This is a genomic window from Serinibacter salmoneus, assembly GCF_002563925.1.
GTDB lineage: Bacteria > Actinomycetota > Actinomycetes > Actinomycetales > Beutenbergiaceae > Serinibacter > Serinibacter salmoneus.
On sequence record NZ_PDJD01000001.1, the window covers coordinates 1,791,816 to 1,813,719 of the forward strand.

At 71.4% G+C, this 21,904-nt stretch carries 15 protein-coding genes; 4 read left to right on the forward strand and 11 right to left on the reverse strand.

The features are described from left to right. The first annotated feature begins 91 nt into the window (after positions 1 to 91). On the forward strand, positions 92 to 1,537 hold the full coding sequence (locus ATL40_RS08035) for a hemolysin family protein (RefSeq protein WP_245866891.1): 1,446 nt from the start codon (positions 92 to 94) through the stop codon (positions 1,535 to 1,537). Beyond that, positions 1,534 to 2,595, forward strand: coding sequence for a hemolysin family protein (locus ATL40_RS08040; RefSeq protein ID WP_098469090.1), 1,062 nt, complete (start codon positions 1,534 to 1,536; stop codon positions 2,593 to 2,595). The genes ATL40_RS08035 and ATL40_RS08040 overlap by 4 nt, the downstream gene beginning before the upstream one ends. Positions 2,596 to 2,605: 10 nt before the next feature. Here the strand turns inward: ATL40_RS08040 and ATL40_RS08045 are convergent, their stop codons facing one another. The 5 genes from ATL40_RS08045 to ATL40_RS08065 all read right to left on the reverse strand — a co-directional run bounded on the left by ATL40_RS08045 (position 2,606) and on the right by ATL40_RS08065 (position 10,125). Next, a complete protein-coding gene (locus ATL40_RS08045; protein ID WP_098469091.1) occupies positions 2,606 to 4,693 on the reverse strand; it encodes a hypothetical protein in 2,088 nt (695 codons plus the stop codon). 45 nt (positions 4,694 to 4,738) lie between these two features. Next, entirely contained in the window at positions 4,739 to 5,515 is a 777-nt protein-coding gene (locus tag ATL40_RS08050; RefSeq protein WP_098470367.1) for an HAD-IIB family hydrolase, read from the reverse strand. 51 nt (positions 5,516 to 5,566) lie between these two features. Beyond that, on the reverse strand, positions 5,567 to 6,982 hold the full coding sequence (gene pntB, locus ATL40_RS08055; protein ID WP_098469092.1) for a Re/Si-specific NAD(P)(+) transhydrogenase subunit beta: 1,416 nt from the start codon (positions 6,980 to 6,982) through the stop codon (positions 5,567 to 5,569). A gap of 1 nt (position 6,983) precedes the next feature. After that, positions 6,984 to 8,546, reverse strand: a complete 1,563-nt coding sequence (locus ATL40_RS08060; RefSeq protein ID WP_098470368.1) for a Re/Si-specific NAD(P)(+) transhydrogenase subunit alpha — start codon at positions 8,544 to 8,546, stop codon at positions 6,984 to 6,986. Positions 8,547 to 8,664: 118 nt separating this feature from the next. Next, positions 8,665 to 10,125 (reverse strand): YihY/virulence factor BrkB family protein, encoded by a 1,461-nt coding sequence (locus tag ATL40_RS08065; protein ID WP_169925909.1) that lies wholly within the window; start codon positions 10,123 to 10,125, stop codon positions 8,665 to 8,667. A gap of 245 nt (positions 10,126 to 10,370) precedes the next feature. Here ATL40_RS08065 and ATL40_RS15415 point away from each other — a divergent pair, with 245 nt between their 5' ends. Next, entirely contained in the window at positions 10,371 to 13,727 is a 3,357-nt protein-coding gene (locus ATL40_RS15415) for an alpha/beta hydrolase (protein WP_245866893.1), read from the forward strand. Between the two features lie 154 nt (positions 13,728 to 13,881). Further along, complete coding sequence (gene putP, locus ATL40_RS08075; protein WP_098469094.1) at positions 13,882 to 15,381, forward strand: sodium/proline symporter PutP; 1,500 nt, start codon at positions 13,882 to 13,884, stop codon at positions 15,379 to 15,381. Here the strand turns inward: putP and ATL40_RS08080 are convergent. From ATL40_RS08080 to ATL40_RS08105, 6 genes are all read right to left on the reverse strand, one after another. Next, positions 15,371 to 16,408 carry a BadF/BadG/BcrA/BcrD ATPase family protein gene (locus ATL40_RS08080; protein ID WP_098469095.1) on the reverse strand — a complete coding sequence of 346 codons (1,038 nt, stop codon included), beginning with the start codon at positions 16,406 to 16,408 and terminating at the stop codon, positions 15,371 to 15,373. The two genes, putP and ATL40_RS08080, sit on opposite strands and share 11 nt — an antisense overlap. Beyond that, positions 16,405 to 17,382: an N-acetylmuramic acid 6-phosphate etherase gene (locus ATL40_RS08085; protein ID WP_245866895.1), complete on the reverse strand. Its 978-nt coding sequence runs from the start codon at positions 17,380 to 17,382 to the stop codon at positions 16,405 to 16,407. The genes ATL40_RS08080 and ATL40_RS08085 overlap by 4 nt, the downstream gene beginning before the upstream one ends. A gap of 83 nt (positions 17,383 to 17,465) precedes the next feature. After that, a complete protein-coding gene (locus ATL40_RS08090) occupies positions 17,466 to 18,326 on the reverse strand; it encodes a MurR/RpiR family transcriptional regulator (protein ID WP_098469096.1) in 861 nt (286 codons plus the stop codon). An 8-nt stretch (positions 18,327 to 18,334) separates the two neighbouring features. Next, positions 18,335 to 19,618, reverse strand: a complete 1,284-nt coding sequence (locus tag ATL40_RS08095) for an anhydro-N-acetylmuramic acid kinase (RefSeq protein ID WP_098469097.1) — start codon at positions 19,616 to 19,618, stop codon at positions 18,335 to 18,337. Continuing rightward, entirely contained in the window at positions 19,615 to 21,078 is a 1,464-nt protein-coding gene (locus ATL40_RS08100) for a glycoside hydrolase family 3 protein (RefSeq protein ID WP_098469098.1), read from the reverse strand. Before ATL40_RS08100 ends, ATL40_RS08095 begins: the two co-directional genes overlap by 4 nt. 1 nt (position 21,079) lies before the next feature. After that, positions 21,080 to 21,895, reverse strand: coding sequence for a carbohydrate ABC transporter permease (locus ATL40_RS08105; protein WP_098469099.1), 816 nt, complete (start codon positions 21,893 to 21,895; stop codon positions 21,080 to 21,082). Positions 21,896 to 21,904 lie beyond the last annotated feature (9 nt).

Consider the following 21,904-nt stretch of genomic DNA (forward strand, 5'->3'; position numbering starts at 1 on the left):
ATTCCCCCACCCCGCATCTCCTGGACGCCCTGCCGGACGACGAACCGGAGGGCGATAGTCCGAGGCCTCTCCCCGATCGGGGTGAGGCTGCGTGACCGAGATCCTTCTCCTCCTCCTGGCGATGATCCTCGTCGTCGTGTGCGGCGCGTTCGTGGCCGCGGAGTTCTCCTTCATCACCGTGGGCCGCGCCCAGGTGGACGAGGCGGTCGCCGCCGGTGACCGCCGCGCGCCCGGCGTCCAGCGGGCGCTGCGCACCCTGTCCACCCAACTCTCCGGGGCCCAGGTCGGCATCACCATCACCAACCTGGCGATCGGCTACCTCGCCCAGCCCGCGATCGCGGACCTGGTGCGGCCGCTGCTGCAGGACCTCGGGATGCCTGCGGCGAGCATCACCGCCACCTCGGTGACGATCGGCCTGCTGGTCGCCACCATCGTGACGATGGTCTTCGGCGAACTGGTCCCGAAGAATCTCGCGATCGCCCGGCCGCTGGGCACCGCGAAGACCGTGGCCGGGTTCCAGCGCGGCTTCACCAAGTCCATGGCCTGGCCGATCCGGTTCTTCAACGGCACCGCGAACCGGCTGCTGCGCGCCGTGGGCATCGAACCGCAGGAGGAACTGGCCTCCGCCCGCTCCGCGGAGGAGCTCAGCGCCCTGGTGCGGCACTCCGCGAAGCAGGGCACGCTCGCGGTGGACACCGCCGAGCTCGTGGAGCGCTCGCTCGCCTTCGGCGACCGACGCGCCCGCGACGCGATGACCCCGCGCAGCCGGATGATCGCGCTGGAGCCGGAGGACACGGTCGCCGAGCTGATCGCACGCGCCTCCTCCTCCGGTCACTCGCGCTTCCCCGTGCTGCACGCCCACGAGGACGAGGAGGGCCACACCGAGGAGGAGGTCGCCGGGATCGCCCACGTCCGCCGTGCCCTGGCGGTGCCCTTCGAGCAGCGCGGCACCACCACCCTGCAGGATCTGCTCAAGCCTGCGATCCTGCGCCCGGACAGCGTCCCCCTGGACGACCTCATGGACGACCTGCGCGCCGGTGGGTTGCAGATGGCGGTGCTGATCGACGAGTTCGACTCGATCGCCGGCCTGGTCACGCTCGAGGACCTGGTGGAGGAGATCGTGGGTGAGGTGCGTGACGAGCACGACGCCGACGAACACGCCCCCCTGGCCGGGACCGACGGCAGTTGGACCCTGCCGGGTCTGATGCGCACCGACGAGGCCGCGGAGGTCCTGGAGGTCGCCGTCCCGGAGGACGAGGCCTGGGAGACCCTCGGCGGCCTGGTCACCGCGACCCTGGAGCACTTCCCGCAGGTGGGTGAGGAGGTCCTGGTGGCCACCGACCACGTGCCGGGTGAGGACGAGCGCACCCTGCGGATGGAGGTCGTGGAACTCGACGGCCGCCGCGTGGACCTCGTCCGGGTGGAGATCCTCGCCGAGGACGACCCACGCTCGCTGCAGCGCAAGCCGGGCGAGCGCGAGGACCACGATGACCGGCACGCCGATGAGGCCGAGGGCGAGAGGGCGAGCGACCGATGAGCGATCTGCAGGGACTCGGCCTCACCGCCGTGCTGCTCCTGGCGAACGCGTTCTTCGTGGGCGCCGAGTTCGCCCTGATCTCCGCTCGACGCACCAAGATCGAGCCACGCGCGGAGGAGGGCAACCCGGTCGCGAAGATGACCCTGTTCGCGATGGAGCACGTCTCGCTCATGATGGCGGGTGCCCAGCTCGGGATCACGGTGTGCTCCCTGGCCCTGGGATCCATCTCCGAACCCGCGATCGCGCACCTGCTCGAGGCGCCGATGGACGACCTCGGCATCCCGGCCGGTTGGCAGCACCCGATCGCGCTGGTGATCGCGCTGTCCCTGGTGACCTACCTGCACGTGGTGTTCGGCGAGATGGTGCCCAAGAACATCGCACTGGCCGGCCCCGACCGGATGGCGATGGTCCTCTCCCCGATCCTGCTGGCCTTCTGCACCCTGCTCTACCCGGTGCTGTGGCTGCTGAACGGCATCGCGAACATCTCGCTGCGGATCATCCGGGTCACCCCGAAGGACGAGGTGACCAGTGCCTTCACGCGTGATGAGGTGGCCGGTCTGGTCGCGGAGGCCCACGAGGGCGGCCTGCTGGAGCTGAACGATGAGCGGCTGCTGCTCGGTGCCCTGCAGTTCGCCGAGCGGGACATCCGCAGCGTGCTGCTGCCCATCGAGCAGGTCCGCACCCTGCCCGAGGGCGTGACGCCGGCGCAGGCGGAGGCTGCCTCCGCACAGGGCTACTCCCGCTTCCCGGTGGCCAGTTCGAACGGCACCCTGACCGGGTACATCCACATCAAGGACATCATCGGTATCGACCCCTCCCACCGGGACGAGCCGGTTCCCGGCGCCGCGGTCCGCCCCCTGCCGCAGGTGGCGCCCACGGCGAGCCTGCGTGAGGTGATGGCGAGCATGCAGCGCATGAGCAGTCACCTCGCGGTGGTGCAGGAGCCTGCGAGCCCGATCGGCACCATCCCGCTCGGCGTGGTCACCCTGGAGGATGTCCTGGAGGAACTGGTCGGTGAGATCCGGGACGACTCCCGGCGCCTGGCCACCCAGCGCTGAGGGCTGCCGCTCAGTTCTGCACGATCAGCACCGGCGCCGGATCGAGCGCGAGGAGCCCGTCGAGTTCCACCGGGTCGGGGCCCTGCAGCCACCCCCAGTAGGGGTAGGCGGGGTCGACGGCGGAGTCCCAGGCCTCCGCGAGGGTCACCTCGTCCTCGGCGACCTCGTCCGTCCCGGTCGCCGACGGCTGCGGAGCGGGCTCCTCGGTGGGCGCCGGGAGCACGGCTGCGCCGTCCACCTCCAGCACCACCGAGACCTGCGCCGCGGTCGGGATCTCCAGGCTCTCGACGTCGAACCCGGTGGGTAGCCGCAGCACCACCAGTTTCGGTGGCAGGGACTCCTGCAGCACCTGCTCGGCGAGCCACTCGAGGGTCTCGGTGAGTTCCTCCGCGAGATCCGTGGGTGGGCCGCCGGGCCGGGTGGGGGTGCCGGTGTCACTGAGGCGCCAGGTCGCATCGAGCACCACGCCCACCGCCGGCCTGGCCAGGCTCTCGGGGTACTGCTCGAGCTGCTGGATGAACCGGGCCCGGCCGGGTTGGAAGGACAGCAGGGTCATCACACCCTCCTGCGCCGCGAGGTCCAGCGTCTCGATCAGGTCCTCGCCGCTGCGCAGCCGGGAGTAGGTGCCGTCACTGCCGGGGGTGTCGGAGGCGATCGTGGTGAGGAGCTCCGCCGTCGGGATCGCCCCGGGCACACCGGCGGCGTACTCGCGCACCGCGGTGATCCCTTCCTGCGCCGTGCCCTCCCCCAACGGGCCGAGTTCGGGCGCACCGGGGGTGCCGCGCAGTCCCACGTACGTCTTGGCCGGCAGCACCCACTGGCCACCGCCGGGCAGGGCGTCGCCCGTGGTGGCCACGGCCACCTGGTAGGCCAGCGTGCCGGCGTCGGGCAGGCCCTCCCCCAGGCCCATCGCGAGCGTCGGGTCGTTGCCGTAGATGGTGGCGATCGCCAGGGGATCCATGCTGATGTCACCGCCGGGCACGATGACGGCGTCCGCGCCGGCGGCACGTGCCGTGCCGAGCGCGGCCACCTGACCGGGTCCGCCGTCGGAGACGACGATGAGCTCCTCGGTTCGTTCGGTGGCGAGCACCGGGGGCAGACCCGGCAGGGTGGTGAGGTCCTCGGTGGCCGACTCGCTGGGGCTCGGGGTCTCGATCCCGCCGTCGCTCGGCTCCGCGGTGGAGTCCTGGGACGCGGGGTCGGCGGGTTCGGTCGCGGACGGGCTGGGATCCTCCGTGTCCGCATCGGAGTCGGTGTCCGTGCCGGTGTCGGCATCGGAGTCGGTGTCCGTGCCGGTGTCGTTCCCGGACCCCGCCGCCAGCACCGACCCGGCGGCACGTGAGCCGGGGTCCAGGGCGCTGGCGCCGCCCGAGGCCTCCCCCTGGTCGGTGACGTCCTCGGGGTCGGAGGGTGCGTCGTCGCCGGGCTCCTCGGCCTCGGACTCCTCGACCGGCACCGCCTCGGGGTCGGTCTCGTAGATCCACTCGTACGGCTGCTGCGCCGAGGCGAGCATCGTGAGGGCGTTCGCGGGATCCACCTGCAGCGAACCGGACAGTTCCTGCCCGAGCACCACCTGCAGGCCTGCCACGTTCTGCGGTGCCGCGACCGCCCGCAGCAACTGGGTGCCCTCGGACAACTCCGGCACGACGGCCTCCTCCAGCACGAGGACCGTGTGGGTGCCCAACCGCTCCAGTTCCGCGGCCACCTGCGCCGAGCGGCTCTCGGAGGTGACCAGTGCAGGCACCCCGAGCACCATCGCGATGGAGGCCGCGCGCAGCTGATCGCCGCCCTCGTCCACCAGCACCACGATCCCGGCCTCGACGAACAGCGCTGTGGAGGCGTCGATCGCCAGTGTCACGGGGTCGGTGGAGTCGAACACCACGGCGCTGTCGGGCAGGCTCACCGCGGCTCCCGCGCTGAGCTCCGCAGCGGGATCGGCTGGCAGTTCCTCGTACCCGCTGCACGCGGTGACCAGGGTGGCCGAGGCGGTGAGCGCCGCGACCCACCGCGCCCCGGAGGGGCGCACGGCGAACCGGCGCACTGCGCGGCTGATCACAGCGCGGCCCGCGCGCGCGGTGCGGGCTGTGGTGTGGCTCACCGCCCCATCATCCCATCGCCTCCTGGGAACGCCCGGGCACCGGGGTCAGGAGCGGGCGGAGTCCAGGTAGGGGATGAGGGTCTCGGCGAGGTAGTCGGCGGTGTCCTCCCAGCCGCCCACGGCGTGGCAACGCACCCCGAGGTCCAGCACGGGGCGGTCGTTGCCGCCCTCGTCCAGGCGGTCCCCCACGAAGACCATGTTCGCCAGCGGCACGCCGGTCTGCTCCTCCAGGGCCTTCATGCCGTAGGCCTTGTCCACGCCGCGCCGGGTGATGTCCACGGACGTGGATCCGCCGGAGCGGACCTCGAGGTCGGGCAGGAGGGCGGCGACGGCGTCACGCAGCCGGCCCTTGCGCTCACCGGTCGGGTCCCACGCCGCCTTGGCGTCCACGGGTGCGGCCTGGCCGAGGGCGGAGAAGGTGATCTGCGAGCCGCGGTCCTCCAGCACCGGCCCCCAGGTCTCGGTCTCCCACAGGCCCAGCGCCTTGGCCTGCTCCTCCAGCGCGCGCATGGCGCGATCGCGCTCGTCGGCCGTGAGGGTGCGGGCGTAGACCGTGGTGAACGTCTCCCCGTCCCACGTGAAGTACTGGGTGCCGCAGGTGGGCATGAGGTGCAGACGGCGCGCGGCGTCGTCGTCCAGGTCCAGGCGCTCCAGCACCTGGTCACGGAACTGCTGGTACTGCCCCCCGGAGATCACGCACACCTGGGTGCGCTCCAGCAGCGCGGTCAGCAACTGCGCCACCTGCGGCGGCAGGGGTGACTTCGAGGGTGCGAGGGTGTCGTCGAGGTCGAAGGCGACGAGGTCGATGGGAGCGTCAGTCAGCACGCTGACAACCCTAGCGGCACCCGGCCCGAGCGGAACCTCGGCCGTCGCTCATGCCGGGACCGAGGCCTGCGCGACCGCCCGGGAGATGGCCTCGACCTGGTCCTTGGCGTCCCCGAACAGCATCGAGGTGTTCTCCTTGAAGAACAGCGGGTTCTGCACCCCGGCGTAGCCGGTGGCCATCGAGCGCTTGAAGACCACCACGTGCCCGGACTCCCACACCCGCAGCACCGGCATGCCGGCGATCGGCGAGGTGGGATCGTCCATCGCGGCCGGGTTCACCGTGTCGTTCGCGCCGATCACCAGGACCACGTCGGTGTCGGCCAGGTCGTCGTTGATCTCGTCCATCTCCAGGACGACGTCGTAGGGCACCTTGGCCTCGGCCAGCAGCACGTTCATGTGTCCGGGCAGGCGCCCCGCGACGGGGTGGACGCCGAACCGGACGCTCACGCCCCGCTCCCGCAGCGTCGCCACGAGGTCGGCCACGGGGTACTGCGCCTTGGCGACCGCCATCCCGTAGCCGGGGGTGATCACCACGCTGGAGGCGCCGAGCAGTTCGGCTGCGACGTCCTCGGCGCTGGTCTCGGTGTGCGTGCCCTGTGGACCCTCGGAGGGGGCGGCCGGGCCGGAGCCCTCACCGAACCCGCCGAGGATCACCGAGATGAAGGAGCGGTTCATGGCCTTGCACATGATGTAGCTGAGGATCGCACCGGAGGAGCCGACCAGGGCGCCGGTGACGATGAGCAGGTCGTTGCTGAGCATGAACCCGGCCGCGGCGGCCGCCCACCCGGAGTAGGAGTTCAGCATCGAGACGACCACGGGCATGTCGCCGCCGCCGATCGAGGCCACCAGGTGCCAGCCGAGCGCGAGGGCCAGCACCGTCATGAGCAGCAGCGGGAGGATCGAGTGGCTGGCGAGGAACCAGCCGCCGAGCGCGATGCTGGCCACGCCGATGCCGGCGTTGATGAGGTGCTTGCCCGGCAGGGTGAGCGCCGCGGAGGGGATCTTCGCCGACAGCTTCAGGTAGGCGACGATCGAGCCGGTGAAGGTGACAGCGCCGATCAGCACGCCCAGGTAGACCTCCACGAGGTGCAGGGCGTCGGGCTCCTCGGTCAGGAAGGAGTTGAATCCCACCAGCACCGCCGCCAGGCCCACGAAGCTGTGGAGCATGGCGATGAGCTCGGGCATCTGGGTCATCTCCACGCTGCGGGCACGCCAGGTGCCCACCGTGAGTCCCACGATCAGCGCCAGGGCGATGAGCAGCGCCGTCACCAGTACGGGGCGCTCGGAGCGCTCCAGTGCCAGCGCGATCGTGGCGGCCAGGGCCAGTCCCATGCCCACCATGCCCAGGATGTTGCCGCGGCGCGCCGTGGTCTGCTTCGAGAGCCCCGCCAGCGACAGGATGAACAGCAGCGCGGCCGCGATGTAGGTGACCTGAGCGGCCTGGGTCAGCAATGAGTCGGTCATCTCAGGCTCCCTTCTGGAACATGCCGAGCATGCGGTAGGTGACGAGGAACCCGCCGAAGATGTTGATGGAGGCCACGGCGGCGGCGATGAACGCCAGCACGGTGACCCAGGTGTCCGCGTTGCCCAACTGCAGCAGCGCGCCGACCAGGATGATCCCGGAGATCGCGTTGGTCTGCGCCATCAACGGGGTGTGCAGGGAGTGGCTGACCTGGGAGATCACGTAGTACCCGACCACCACCGCGAGCACGAACACCGTGATGTGCGGCAGGAAGGAGGCGGGGGCGAACGTCAACCCGAGACCGAGCAGCACCGCCAGGAGCGCGTAGGTGATGGTGCGGCGCTTGGCCTTGGCGCTCGCCGCCTGCTCGGCGGCAGCGCGCTGGGCGGCCAGTTCCGCCTCGCTCGGCGGTGGGGGCGCAGCGGGTGCGGCCGGGGCCGCGGAGACCTGGACCGGGGGTGGTGGCCACATCACGCCGTCGGGTCCGGTGACGCTCATGCCGCGCAGCACCACATCCTCCATGTCCAGCACGAGCGCCCCGTCCTTGCCGGGGGTGGCGAGCTTGAGGAGGTTGACGATGTTGGTGCCCAGCAGCTGGGAGGTGTGCCGGGGCATGGCGGCCGTGAGGTCCCTCTCGCCGATCACGACCACGCCGCCGGGTGTGGTGATCCGTTCCCCCGGCACGGTGGCCTCGCAGTTCCCGCCGCCGGAGGCCGCGAGGTCGACCACCACCGAGCCGGGGCGCATCGCCTGGACCATCGCCTCGGTGATCGTGGTGGGCGCGGTGCCGCGCACCAGGGCGGTGGTGATGACCACGTCCGCCGCCGCGGTCTCGACGGCGTAGACGTCCATCGCGGCCGCCTGCTGCTGGGCGGTGAGCGGCTTGGCGTACCCGTCGGCGGCGATCTCCTGCTGCGCCTGCGGGGCGATGACGGGTTCGCCCCCCATGGAGGCGATCTGCTCGGCGGCCTCGGGCCGCACGTCGAAGGCCCGCACGGTGGCACCGAGGCTGGCTGCCGCACCGATGGCCGCCAGGCCCGCGACCCCGGCCCCGATCACGAACACGGTGGCCGGCGCGGTCTTGCCGGCGGCGGTGACCTGCCCGGCGAACATGCCGCCGTAGGCCTCCGCGGCCTCGATGACGGCACGGTACCCGGCGATGTTGGACTGGGTGGAGAGGATGTCCAGGGCCTGCGCGCGGGAGATCCGGGGCACGGCGTCCAGTGCGAGCGCCGTGATGCGCCGCTGGGCGAGCGCCTCCAGGAGGTCGCCGCGCTGCGCGGGGGCGAGCGGGGCGATCAGGGTGGCGCCCGGGCTCAGGCGGGCGATCTCCTCGACGCCGGGGGTGTGCACGAGTGCCACGATGTCCGCGCCCCACGCCTGCTCGGCGGTGCCGATCGTGGCGCCCGCGGCCTCATAGGCGGCATCGGGGAAGGTGGCGCGCTGCCCCGCGCCGGATTCCACGAGCACCTCATAGCCCAACTTGATCAGGGCGATCACGGTCGTGGGGGTGGCTGAGACGGTGGGGCCGGCACCGTCGGGTTGCCGGGGGACGCCGATGTTCATGGGCACCATCTTTCCTGGTGTGGGGGCGGTCGCCGGATGAGTCGCTGGTCCCAGCCTAGAGAAGGTGCATTCCTGACGAGGGGACCCTGGTCCCGCCCCCGGCGCGAGGAGCCGGTGCTCAGCGTGGACGGGAAGCCACGCCGGGGTCGGAGTCGACGCCCGCGGACTCCCCCGGCACCATCCCCGGCTCCGCCGCCTCCTCAGCGGCAGCCGCCACGCCCTCGACGGGCGCGGCGGAGCCCGCACGCGGTCGCCACAGCCGCCGCGGCCCCGACTCACGCGCAGCGGGCAGCCACAGTTCCCCGGTGCGTGCGGGGAGCGGCTCCTCGTGCGCCGATGAGGTGTACAGCCCGCTGCGCTGCGCGTCGAGTTCCGCGTCCAGCACGCCGCCCACGAGGATCGCGATGGAACACAGCCACAGCCACAGCACGCCGGCGAGCACGAGGCCGAGCATCTGCGCGGCCGCCTGCACCATCTCGCTGTCCGCGGAGGAGGTCCCCATCGTGTCCGGCACCGCGAACCGCATGTACAGCGTGAAACCGCTGGAGACCAGGAGGACCCCGAGTGTCCCGACGATCGCCCCAGGCAGGCACTGCGTCCAGACGTTGTCCACGTTCGGCGCGTACCGGTAGAGCAGGGTGAGGAAGGCACCCAGTACCGCGATGACCACCGGCCAGCGCAGCACCTGCCATGCGGTCTTGAATCCCTCGCCCCAGCCGAACCAGTCCGCGATCTCGGAGCCGCCACCCAGGAGCGGGCCGATCACCACCAGCAGGAGCACCGCGACCACCGTGACGATCAGACCCAGACTGAACACCAGTCCGAGCGCGTACTGCGAGACCAGGCCGCGCCGATCGCTCACGCGGTAGGCGTCGTCCAACGCGCGCACGGCGGCGCGGAACACGCGGCTGGCGAGGTAGAGCGTGACGAGCAGCGAGCCGACGGCGAAGCTCGTGCGCTGTTCGGCGAGCAGGCCATCGACCAGCGGCTCGAGGATCTCCACGGCGACCTGCTCGGCGAAGACGGCCGAGAGCCCGTTCACCACCGACTCCCGGATCTGGTCCACCACCTCGTCCCCGAGCACCGGGCGCAGGAACCCGAGGCTCGCGCCGAGCGCGGTGGCCAGCGGCACCAGGGAGATCAGGCCGTAGTAGGACATCTCGGCGGCGAGCCCGGTGACGCGGACCTCGCCGATGCGGAAGGACGAGCGCAGGAGAAGAGCAAGGGTATTGATGCCACCGATGCGCATCGGGTGCCGATCGGCGAAGGCGAGCAGATGCTCCTTGAACCCGGGGCCCTCCCGCCGCCGACGGGCTCTGGCCATCAACGGGTGCGCAATGTGTTCGGAGACCCAGGCACCCACCACCACCGCCACGAGCGCACCGGCGATCGCGATGCCCGCCGCGGCTACGGCTCGCAGCGCCCCGGCGCTCCACGCCTCCAGGAACACGGCGGTGAGGATCGCGACCGCCCACGTCAGCAGGGTCGAGGAGGCGGCCGACAGGCGGTGACTCACCCACGGGATGCGGCGGGCGACCACGGCCATCACCAGCCCGACGATCACCACGGTGACGAGCACGGCTCTCCCAGGGTCGGCGGTCGGTCGGGCAGGAGGAACGGCGGTCGGGCGCAGGCACCCGCGCGCACCCATCCTGTCAGACGCAGCCCGGGGCCGGACGCCCGCAGGGCACCACGGGAAGGGAACCAGAAAGATCCCTGAAGGAAACCTGGGCGAAACGATGACCTTCCTAGGGTCGAAGGGCACCCTGCGGCTCCTTGTCTCGGGGTGGCGTCATGTGCAGATGTCGACTCCCGAGGAGAACCGTGAAACCCCCGCACGCTTTGCTCCACTCCCATCGCGCTCCCCGCGCCGTCGCGGCCGCCGCCGCGCTGGCGGCCCTGGCCGCGCCGGCCTTGACGGCGCCGGCGCTCGCCGCCCCCGCCGCCCCCGCCTCCGCCACGGGCACCACGGACGGGGAGGACTGGACCGTCACCACCGTTCCCGGCGGCTACGAGGTCACCCTGGAACTGGACGCCCCGGTGGAGGTTCGTGCCTCCCTGCCCAGCCTGACCGTGGACGGCGAGGAGATCGGCGCCGCCACCGAGTCGCTCGACGGCACCACCCTGACCGTTCTCACCACGGACCCGAGCGTGCTCGAGGCCTCCTCGGTGGAGGCCGGGTGGGTGGGTGAGGTGCCCGACGGCGAGGCCCCCTCCGCGCTCCCGGCCGAGTTGGTCGACTTGGCCGAGGGCACGATGACCGAACTGGACGCCGACCCGTCCGAGGTCGGCCCCTACGCCGTCGAGCGCTACGACTACGACCTGGGGGACGAGTACTTCGAGCTGCGCACCTTCGACCGCCTGGGCGAGGCGCGCGCCGCGGTGTTCATGCCCGATGCGAGCGCGACCGGTGAACTGCCGGTGGTGCTGTTCCTGCACGGCCGGCACACCGCCTGCTCGGGCGGCACCCGCAACCCGCTGGCGTGGCCGTGCAACGACGACCAGACCGACATCCCCTCCTACCTGGGCTACAACGAGGCCGCCGAGGTGCTGGCCTCCCAGGGCTACGCCGTCGTGTCCATCTCGGCGAACGCCATCAACTCCCTGGACGGTTCGCTCGCCGACGACACCGGAGCCGCCGCCCGTGGCCAGCTCGTGCTGGACCACCTGGAGCTGCTGCGCGAGGCGAATGCGGGTAGCGCCCCCGAGGGGATCAGCGAGTCCCTCACGGGTCGTCTCGACCTGAGCAACGTGGGCCTGATGGGCCACTCCCGCGGCGGCGAGGGCATCATGCGCGCCGCGGTGATGAACGCCGAGCTCGAGGAGCCGTTCGGGATCAACGGCGTGCTGCCGCTGGCCCCGACCGACTACACGCGCATCACGGTGCCCGGGATCCCGACCGCGGTGATCCTGCCCTACTGCGACGGCGACGTCGAGGACCAGATGGGGCAGAAGTTCATCAACGACTCCCGCTACGCCTACGACGACGACGTGCTGCGTTCCTCGGTGCTGGTGATGGGGATGAACCACAACTTCTTCAACACCTACTGGACCCCGGGGCTGTACGACATCGCCACCAGCGACGACTGGCGCTTCATGGACCGCCAGCAGACCTCCCCGATCTGCGGCGAGAACGCCGAGACGCGGGTGGACGCGGCCACCCAGTACTCCTTCGGTACCGCCTACATGGCCGGGTTCTTCCGCCTGACCCTGGGCGGGGACGAGGAGTTCCTGCCGATGTTCGACGGCTCCGACGCCGTCCCGGCCTCCGCCGGCGACGTGGTCGTGGACGTCAGCGCCACCCAGCCCGCCTCCACCCGCCTGGACCTGGCGACCTTCGCCACCACCACCGACCGCGTACAGGTCAGCGGCGCCGGCACCTTCGCGTTCTGCGAGAACCTCTCCCCGGTGGACGTCCCGAGCTCCAAGCCGTACTGCGTCGAGACCCTGAACTTCGCGCAGGCCCCGGACTGGAGCACCCTGGGCGGCAACGGCAAGGCGGGCTCCGTGCCCTCCACCCCCGCGCTGCACTTCACCTACGAGGAGCCGGGATCGCGTGAGGTCGCCGCCGAGCTGGCCGTCACGCTCACCGGTGGCACCGACCTGAGCGACTACGAGTCGCTGTCCTTCCGGGTCAGCCCCGATGAGTTCGTCGTCGGGAGCACCGAGCTGGACGTGGAGCTGCTGGACGGCGCCGGCGGTTCGGCCGAGGTCTCCGCCGAGGAGTTCGGCGCGGCGCTGGAGGTCCTGCCGGGCCTGGAGTACCCGCTGCGCAAGGTCCTGCTGCAGCAGCTGACGATCCCGCTGACCGAGTTCGAGGGCGTCGACCTGACGGACGTGCGTCAGGTGCGCTTCAACGCCCCGCAGGAGTCCGGGGGCGTGCTGCTCTCGGACCTGGCGGCGCTCGCGCCCGCCACGGTGGGCACCCCCGAGATCTCCGCGCGCCCGCTGGTGACGGTGCCGGAGGTGCGGGTCGAGGAGGGTTCCGGCGTCGGGAGCGTGGAGGTGCCGCTGGTGCTCTCCGCCCCCGCCGAGGAGACCTCCGAGGCCTACCTCACGGTGCTCGGATCGGCGACCGGTTCGGTCGGCAACCTCATGGAGAAGGTGACCTTCGCCCCGGGTGAGCAGTGCGTCGCGGTCGAGGTGCCGCTGGTGGGCAACACGACCACCAGTTCGGCCACGACGGCCACGTTCGTCACGAACGCCTCCAACACCCAGACCGGTGTCACGATCGGCGACTCCTTCGGCGCGATCATCGTGCGGGAGGACGACGCCGTGGTCAGCGGCGAGGAGGAGCTGACGCTGGCCGATCCGGTCGGCGTGCAGGGTGACGCCTGCGCCGAGGCGATGGCGACCACGGGTGAGCTCACGGCCCACCCGGCCACCACCACCCCGGGCTCCCCGGTCACCGTGACGGCGTCGGGCTTCCGCACCGGCGAGGCGGTGACGATCACGCTCGACGGCGTGGAGGTCGCCACGGTCGTGAGCGCCGACGGGTCCGTCGAGGCCGAGGTGATCCTCGCCGAGGACGCCTCCTACGGGGCGCACGCGCTGCTGGCCACCGGTGCCGGCTCGGGCTACAGCGCCGCGGGTGAGGTCACCGTCGGTTCGCCGTTCGTGGATGTGTCGGTGGAGAACATGTTCTTCACCGAGATCGCCTGGCTGGCCGAGCAGGGCATCTCCACCGGCTGGAGCACCCCGCAGGGCCAGGAGTACCGACCCCTGCAGCCCATCGCCCGTGACGCCATGGCCGCCTTCCTGTACCGGATGGCCGAGGTGGAGGACTACACACCCCCCACCACCTCACCCTTCGCCGACGTGGCCACGAGCAACCAGTTCTACACCGAGATCGCCTGGCTGGCCGAGCAGGGCATCTCCACCGGCTGGAGCACCCCGCAGGGCCAGGAGTACCGACCCCTGCAGCCCATCGCCCGTGACGCCATGGCCGCCTTCCTGTACCGGATGGCCGAGGTGGAGGACTACACACCCCCCACCACCTCACCCTTCGCCGATGTGGCCACGGGCAACCAGTTCTACACCGAGATCGCCTGGATGCAGACCACCGGCATCTCCACCGGCTGGGAGGGCAACAACGGCACCAGCCTCTACCGGCCCCTGACCGACGTCGCCCGCGACGCCATGGCCGCCTTCCTCTACCGCTACGACCACCTGGAGGACTGACCCCCACCACCACCCCCACACCAGCGCGGGCCCCGGGAGCACACGCTCCCGGGGCCCGCCCTGTGCTGCCCGAGCCCTCCGCCACCACCGGGCCCGGTTTGACCCGTGCCGTAACGTGCTCGGGACACATGTACGACGACCGGAAAGGACAGTGATGTCCGACCAGGGGTTCCAGATCGCCGCCGTAGTGGTCTACTTCGCGCTGATGCTCGGCATCGGCTACTACGCCTACCGCAAGACCGCCAGTGACCTCGGCGGCTACATGCTCGGCAGCCGGGGGCTGCGGCCGAGCGTCGCCGCCCTCTCCGCCAGCGCCTCCGACATGTCCGGGTGGCTGCTGCTCGGCCTCCCGGGCGCCATCTACGCCGCCGGCCTGATCGAGGCATGGATCGCCATCGGCCTGATCATCGGCGCGTGGCTCAACTGGACGTACGTGGCGCCCAGGTTGCGGGCCTACTCCGAGATCTCCGACAACGCCATCACGATCCCGAGCTTCTTCGCCAAGCGCATCAAGGGGAATGTGCGGCCGCTGCGGATCTCCGCCGCGATCGTGATCCTCGCGTTCTTCACCTTCTACGTCTCCTCCGGGATGGTGGCGGCCGGGAAGTTCTTCGTCAGTTCCTTCGGGTGGAACTACCTGGCCGGGATGGGGCTGGTGGCGGTCATCACGCTCGCCTACACCCTCTTCGGCGGGTTCCTCGGCGCCACCCTGACCGATGTGGCGCAGGGCCTGTTGATGTTCGCGGCGCTGATCGCGGTGCCGATCGTGGCCGTGGTCCAGATGGGCGGCATCACCGAGACGGCGAACGCCATCACCGCGGTGAACCCGGAGGCGTTCAACCTGTTCGCGGGGATCAGCGAGGACGGCGCCCTGCTGTGGACGATCGGTCTGATCTCCACCGCCGCGTGGGGCCTGGGCTACTTCGGTCAGCCGCACATCATCGTGCGCTTCATGGCGCTGCGCACCCCGGCGGAGGCCAAGGTGGGCAAGCGGATCGCCATCAGCTGGATGGCGCTGACCGCCGCCGGCGCGATCGCCACCGCATTGATCGGCATCGGCTACTTCGCGCAGAACCCGGACGCCAGCCTGGCCGATCCGGAGACGGTGTTCCTGGTGCTGAGCCAGGTGTTCTTCCACCCGTTCGTGGCCGGCCTGGTCCTGGCCGCGGTGCTGGCGGCGATCATGTCGACGATGTCCTCCCAGCTCGTGGTGTGCTCCTCCGCGCTCGTGGAGGACCTGTACAACATGGTCGGCAAGCGCTCCTCCGACCGCGCCCAGCTGATCCTGGGCCGCGTGGGTGTGCTCGCGGTGGCGGTCGTGGCCGCCCTGCTCGCCCTGGACCAGAACGCCGCGGTGCTGGACCTGGTGGCGTTCGCGTGGGCCGGCTTCGGTGCCGCGTTCGGACCGATCGTGTTGCTGTCGCTGTACTGGAAGAAGCTGACCGCCGAGGGCGCGATGGCCGGTCTGGTGACCGGTGCGATCGTGGTGGGCGTGTGGGGCAACGTGCCCGCGCTGACCGGCGCGATGTACGAGATCGTGCCCGGGTTCCTGCTCAACCTGCTGGTGGCCGTGGTGGTCAGCCGGATGACCGCACCGGAGAACCCGGGCGTGGAGCAGGAGTTCGACGAGATGGTCGAGGAGGTCACAGGCTGACCGAGTCGAGCCCCCGCGGCTCGGGGGCGGCAGTGGGCATGGGGAACCACGCACCCAGTCGCCGCTCCTGAAGTGACTGCAGGGCTCGGGGGCCGATCCGCTCGGCGAGGCAGAACGCCCCGTCGAGCGGGTCGCCCACGGCCCGCGTGACCTCCGCGCCCGGCAATCGGCGCAGGACTTCCGCGCGAAGCGCCTGCGCGGTCACGCCGCCCTCGGAGACGACACCGCCCGTCCAGGTCACGCGGCGCGAGGCTCCCGGGAACGCCGCCGCACACAGCGTGCGAGCCAGTTCCCTGCCGGCCTCTCGACAGATCGCCGCACTGAGGTCGTCACCCTCGAGCGCGAGCTGGGCCACGGGGCGGGCGGCGCGCGCGAGGATCCCGGCGCGTTCGTCACTGGTGTAGAGCTGCGCCGCCCAGGAATCCACCTCCCCCAGCTCGGCCGTGAGCGCCTCGCGCAGGCGCACCGGGTCCATGCGGCGGCCGTCCACAGCCTCCACGACGGCGCGCATCGCCTGGCGGCCGATCCAGGCCCCGCCGCCGAGGTCACCGAGCAGGTGCCCCCAACCGTCGACCACCCGCCAGGACGTGGCCATGTCGGTGCCGAGGCCGACCGAACCGGTCCCGGCCGCGACCATCGCACCGGGATGTCCGTCCAGGGCGCCGACGGCGGCCGTCACGGCGTCGGAGACGATCAGGACCTCGCTGCGTGGGAGGTCCGCCCGCACCCGTTCGGCCACGGAGCCGAGGTCGCCTCCCAGACCGACGATCCCGGTTGCGCCGATCACCACGAGCGTCGGCCCCTCACGCAGGTCCTCACCGGCGACGGGGCCTGCGGCCTCGAGCGCCAGGGCCAGGACCCGCGAGACGACACCCGCGAGACCGAGTCCCGCCTGCGAGATCGACATCCCTGGCCCCTGGAGCCGGGGCGAGCAGGAGGACCCCCACCGCTGCCATCGCGCCCGGCTCCCCGACCCACCGACGTCGATCGCGAGACGGTGCCACGACCTGCGGTCCATTGACCTCATCGCCGCAGCTCCGCACCCGTGGCACGCAGCGCCCGACGGACGACGCCGCCGTGCGCACGCAGCAGCTCACGATCCGCGGCGAGGTCCTGGGGCTCGATGCCGGCATGGTCCCGCAGCGTCCGCAGGAGGGCGAGCGGCAGGTCCCCCTGCGCCTCCTGCAGCGCGGGAGCGCACTCCCGGGGGCTGGCTCCGCAGGCCTGGGCGAGCAGACGCAAGGCGCGAGCGCGCAACTTCTCGTTCGTCGGGCGGACGTCCACCATGAGATTGGAGTAGGTCTTGCCGAGGCGCACCATCGCGGCAGTCGAGAACATATTGAGCGCCATCTTCTGTGCGGATGCCGCCTTCATGCGGGTCGACCCGGTGATCACCTCCGGGCCGGTGTCCAGGACCACACCGATGTCGGCCAGAGCGAGGAGTTCAGCCTCGGGGTTGGCCGTGACCAGGGCGGTGGTCGCACCGATGCGGCGCGCGAACTCCAGCGCACCGCGCACGTACGGGGTCCGCCCGGAGGCCGCGAGGCCCACCACCAGGTCCTGGCGCTGCAGTCCTGCGAGGTCAGCGGCGCCGAGCGCGGGGTCGTCCTCGGCGCCCTCCACCGCCTCCAGCATGGCGGCAGCGCCACCCGCGAGGTGTGCGCGGAACCACTCCGTGCCCACCCCGTAGGTCGGAAGCAGTTCGACCGCGTCGAGCACCCCGATGCGCCCGGAGGTGCCGGCTCCGAGGTAGTGCACCTTCCCGCCCCCGGTGATGGCCTGCACGGCGGCGTCGACCAGGGCCGCGATCCGGCCGGCCGCGGCATGCACCGCGACGGCTACCCGGTGATCCTCGGTCGCAATCGTCTCCACGATCTCGGATGCGGACATCAGATCGATCGCCATCGTGCGCGGGTTGCGCTCCTCGGTGGGCGAGCGCAGCGCGGCGAGTTCGCACCGCTGCGCCTCGTCGGTGGCCTCGATTCCGGCCTGAACGTTCACGTGACCTTGCCTCTCGTCGTGTCCGCACGCGCGAACAGACTGAAAGTATCACTCAGGCGGCACGGTGTCCATGAAAGTTGCGTTCACTGGCGGCGAGCCACGGCCTCGTAGGTCCGGCGCAGGAGTTCGCTCGACTCCCCGAAGGTCTCCTGAGCCGTGCGGATGAACAACACGTCCAGCACGGCATGCTGGGCGCTGCGGCTGGCCATCGCGCCCGAGCGGAAGCGCCTCTCGGTGGCGCGGGTGGTGAGCACGATGTCCGCACGGTGGGCGAGCGGGGAATCCGGGTCGTTCGTCACCGCGATGGCCGTAGCGCCTGCTTCCAGCGCCACATCGAGCACGCTCAGCACCTCACCCGTCCGCCCGGAGTGCGAGACGGCGAGGACACAGTCGCCGGGGGCGAGGACCGCGGCGGAGGGCAGGGCGAGATGAACGTCGGGGCTGTAGGCGCACGAGTGGCCGATGCGGCGCAGTTTCTGGTGCAGGTCCTGAGCGGTGAGTCCGCTGGCGCCGAATCCGACGATCTCGATCCGGCGCGCCGCGACCACCGAGGCCACCGCGCGCTCGAGGCTGTCGCGATCCAGTGATCGCAGGGTCTGCTCGATCGCGCTGACCTCGTGGAACCGCACCTTGGCGATCACGTCCTCGATGCCGTCTGCCGGATCGATCTCGTCGGTGTCGAGTTCGAACCGTTCCAGCTCGGCCTGACCGCGGCTGACGGTGGCCGCCATGGCGATGCGGAACTCTCGGTAACCCGAGAACCCCACCGACTGGCAGAATCGCGCGACCGTGGCCGGCGAGACCTCGCACAGGATCGCGAGGTCGCCCGCCGTGGCATCCAGGAGGGCCTCGGGACGTTCCAGGACGACGGCTGCGACCTTTCCCTCCTGAGCGCTCAACCGGTCCCGGGAGAGACGGACGAGTTCCAGTGCGTCCTGCTGCATGTGGACCCTCACTCTCGTGGTCGCAGCGCCGGGTGCGGCACCGGTGCGTCGTCGTCGGCATCGTATCGCCGCCGCGTGCCCCGGCGGCGTGCGGGGGACACCCGTACGGCGTCGACCCGCCCCAGCACCGGCGGCAGGACGAGAGCGACGGGGCCGGGTGAGAACTGTCCCAACACCCGCCCCTGATGGGGGGACCCGGGCAGCCGGATGGGGACCCCGCACCAGCTGAGGTACCCGATGAGGGCGAACATCACCGATTCCTTGAACTCGGCCGCGATCCCCCACCGGTCGCTCGACTCCACCGGGATCCCCTGCTCCCTGCACGCGGCCCGCAGCCAGGCCATGAGAGTCGGGTTGCGTGCGCCACCACCGGAGACGATCAGGCGTGCTGGACTCTCGGGCAGCCCCCTCAGCGCCTCGGCGACGGTGCTCACCGTGAGCGAGGTCAGGGTCGCGACGAGGTCCCGGGTGGCGGGTCTCGGCGCACCGGAACCGGCGAGACACTCCTCCAACCAGTGGGGACCGAACGTCTCCCGACCGGTGGTGCCGCGCTGCCCGCTCGCCAGGTAGGGGTGCGCGCGGAGCCTGGCCAGCAACGCGTCGTCGATCCTGCCGCTCGCCGCGTATCGCCCGTCCCGGTCGTAGCGCTGCAGGCCACACGATGCCGCGACCACCACATGGTCGATGAGGGCGCACCCGGGGCCGGTGTCCCACGCGAGCACGCCACCATCCGGTGCCACGACCTGCAGATTGGCGATGCCCCCGAGATTCAGCGTTGCCTGTGCCCGCCCCTGGGCTCGTGCGACATCGCCGAGCAGGAGTCGGTCCAGCACGGCCATCAGCGGCGCACCCGCCCCGCGTGCGGCGATGTCGCTCAGCCGCAACTGGGACAGCACGGGAGCACCGAAGGCCTCGGCGATCCAGGGTGCGGCGCCGAGTTGCAGGGATCCCCGGGTGGCACCGCCCTGCACCCAGTGGTGCACGGTCTGGCCGTGGGAGACCACCAGGTCCACACGCTCCCGGCTCGAGCGCGGACCAAGAACGGCAGCGGCGTCACCGAACGCCTGTCCGAGCAGGGTGTCGACCTCGCACATCTCCGCTGCGGTCGTGGCGCGCCCGTGAGCCAGCGTGATCACCTGCTCCCGGAGGCGCGCCGGCATCTCGATCGTCTCCTGGAGGAGGGGACGCAACTGCAGCACCGTGCGGTCCGCGCTGCGGTGGGGCCGGATATCGACCAGGGCGACGTCGATGCCGTCCGCCGAGGTCCCCGACTGCAGTGAGACGATCCTCATCGCGACCCGGCCACGAGTTCGGCTACCACGTCGGCTGTCACCCGGGAGTCACCCAGGGTGGTGATCGCGAGGACACCCTCGGGAAGCACGGCCGGGAGCCCGAGGTTGACCACCAGGCTGCCGGGGGCGTGCGCGAGGACCCCCCTCAGGGCATCGCGTTGCTCGCCACCCTCGTGGAGGTCGTCACACAGCACGATCCCGCCCTCGCGCGGCAGGTCCGCCGCCGATCGGATCAACGCAACCCGCTCCAGGCCGGCGCGCGCGAGCGCGTCCAGCAGGTGCGGGGGGCGATGCTCGACGGCCATGGTGGGCCGGGGCCGAAGGTCCAGCACGGCGCGGACCGGCCCCCCTCCCACCGGCTGCACGTCCTGTGCCGTGCGCGCGAGCACCTCGCGCACCAGCGGGCGGAAGTCCCGGTCGTGCCGACCGGCACGCCCCCTGATGCCGCCGCAGCGGTGACCGAGTGCGGCCACGCGTGCCCCGGCCTCCTGGAGCCGGGACAGCGGCAGCCGCCCGGCGAGCACCGCATCGGTGATCGCCTCGCGCATGCGCAGGAAGTCCTCTTCGTCGCTGCCCGCCACGCGCCCAGGGTTCGCGGGGTTGCCCACGCAGAGCAGGTCCGCTCCGGCGCGCAGGGCGGCCACCGCCCCTTCCCCCGGGCCCACGGTGGCGCTGATGGCCGCCATATCGAGTGCGTCGGTGACGATGACCCCGGTGAACCCCTCCTCGCGCGCCAGTTCGGCCACGCGCGCGGAGAGCGTGGCCGGCCCCGCTCCCAGGGGAGGCACTGTGAGGTGAGCGGTCATGAGGGCATCGACGCCGGCGGCGATGGCGGCGCGGAACGGAGGGAGGTGAACCGTCTGCAGGTCCTGCAGGCTGCCGCGGAAGACCGGGGAGCCGACGTGGGAGTCCACCACGGTGTCGCCGTGCCCGGGGAAGTGCTTGGCGCAGGCCCGTGCTCCCGCCGCGTGCAGACCCTGCACCATCGCCGTCACATGACGAGCCACCAGGGCCGGGTCCCCACCGAAGGATCGAACGCCGATCACCGGGTTGCGCGGGTCCGTGTTGACGTCGGCCACAGGCCCCAGCACGACGTCGATCCCCACCTCGGTGCACCGTGTCCCCAACGCCACGCCGACCTCGCGGGTCCGGGCGGTGTCGTCGATGCGACCGAGCTGGGCGTGACTGGGCAGGGGCGAGCCGAGTCGCTGGTCCAGGCGGGTGACCGTCCCGCCCTCCTCGTCCGAGGCGACCATGACGTGGGGACCCCACGCGTGCAGGGACCGGGTCAGCTCGCGCACCCGTTCCGGGTCGTGCGGGTCGATGTTCTGCCCGAACAGGACCACCCCGGGCAGTCCGTCGTCCAGCGCCCGCGCGAGCCACGGCGGAACGGTGGTGCCCAGGAAGCCCGGCCACAGGACGGCGGTCGCGGCGCGTCGCAGGTAGGTGAGGTCGGCCATCTCAGCCCTTCACCGCCCCGGCCACGAGGCCGCCGGAGATACGGGACTGCACGATGACGAAGAAGATCACCACGGGGATCGTCATCACGGTCGAGGCGGCCATCACCGATCCCCAGTCGTTGGAGTACTCCCCGAAGAACTGCTTCAGGCCGATGGCCACGGTGTAGCTGTGCGTGTTCCCGCCCAACAGTGTCATGGCGAAGATGAACTCGTTCCATGCCGTGATGAAGGCGAACACACTGGTGGCCGCCAGACCGGGTGCCGTGAGGGGAAGAAGCACCGAGCGGAACATCCGGCCCCAACTCGCACCGTCGATGAACGCCGCCTCCTCCAGTTCCACCGGGATGGCCGCCACGAATCCCCGCAACATCCAGATGCCGAACGGCAGCGAGAACGCGACGTACACCAGGGCGAGTCCGGCGAGTTGTCCCAGCAGGCCCAGGTCCCGCACCTGGACGAACAGCGGGATCACCAGTGCTTCCAGGGGGACCATCTGCACGGCAAGGACCATGAGCAGGACCGTGGTGCGCAGCCGGAACCGGAAGCGGGCCACGGCCACCGCGGCCAGGAGCGCGACCACACCCGAGCAGACCACCGTCACCAACGCGATGACGGCGGAGTTGCGCAGGAACAGCCCGAGGCCGCCCTCGGTGAAGACCCCGGAGAAGTGCGACCACGTCCAGGTGATGTCCAGCGGGTGCCGGCGGGACTGGCCCGCTCCGGCGTCGAAGGCGCTCAGCACCATCCAGAGCACCGGGAAGAGCGAGAAGGCCACCACCGCGGCAGCGGCGATGCCCGTGAGTATCCGGGCGGGCATGCCCGTGGC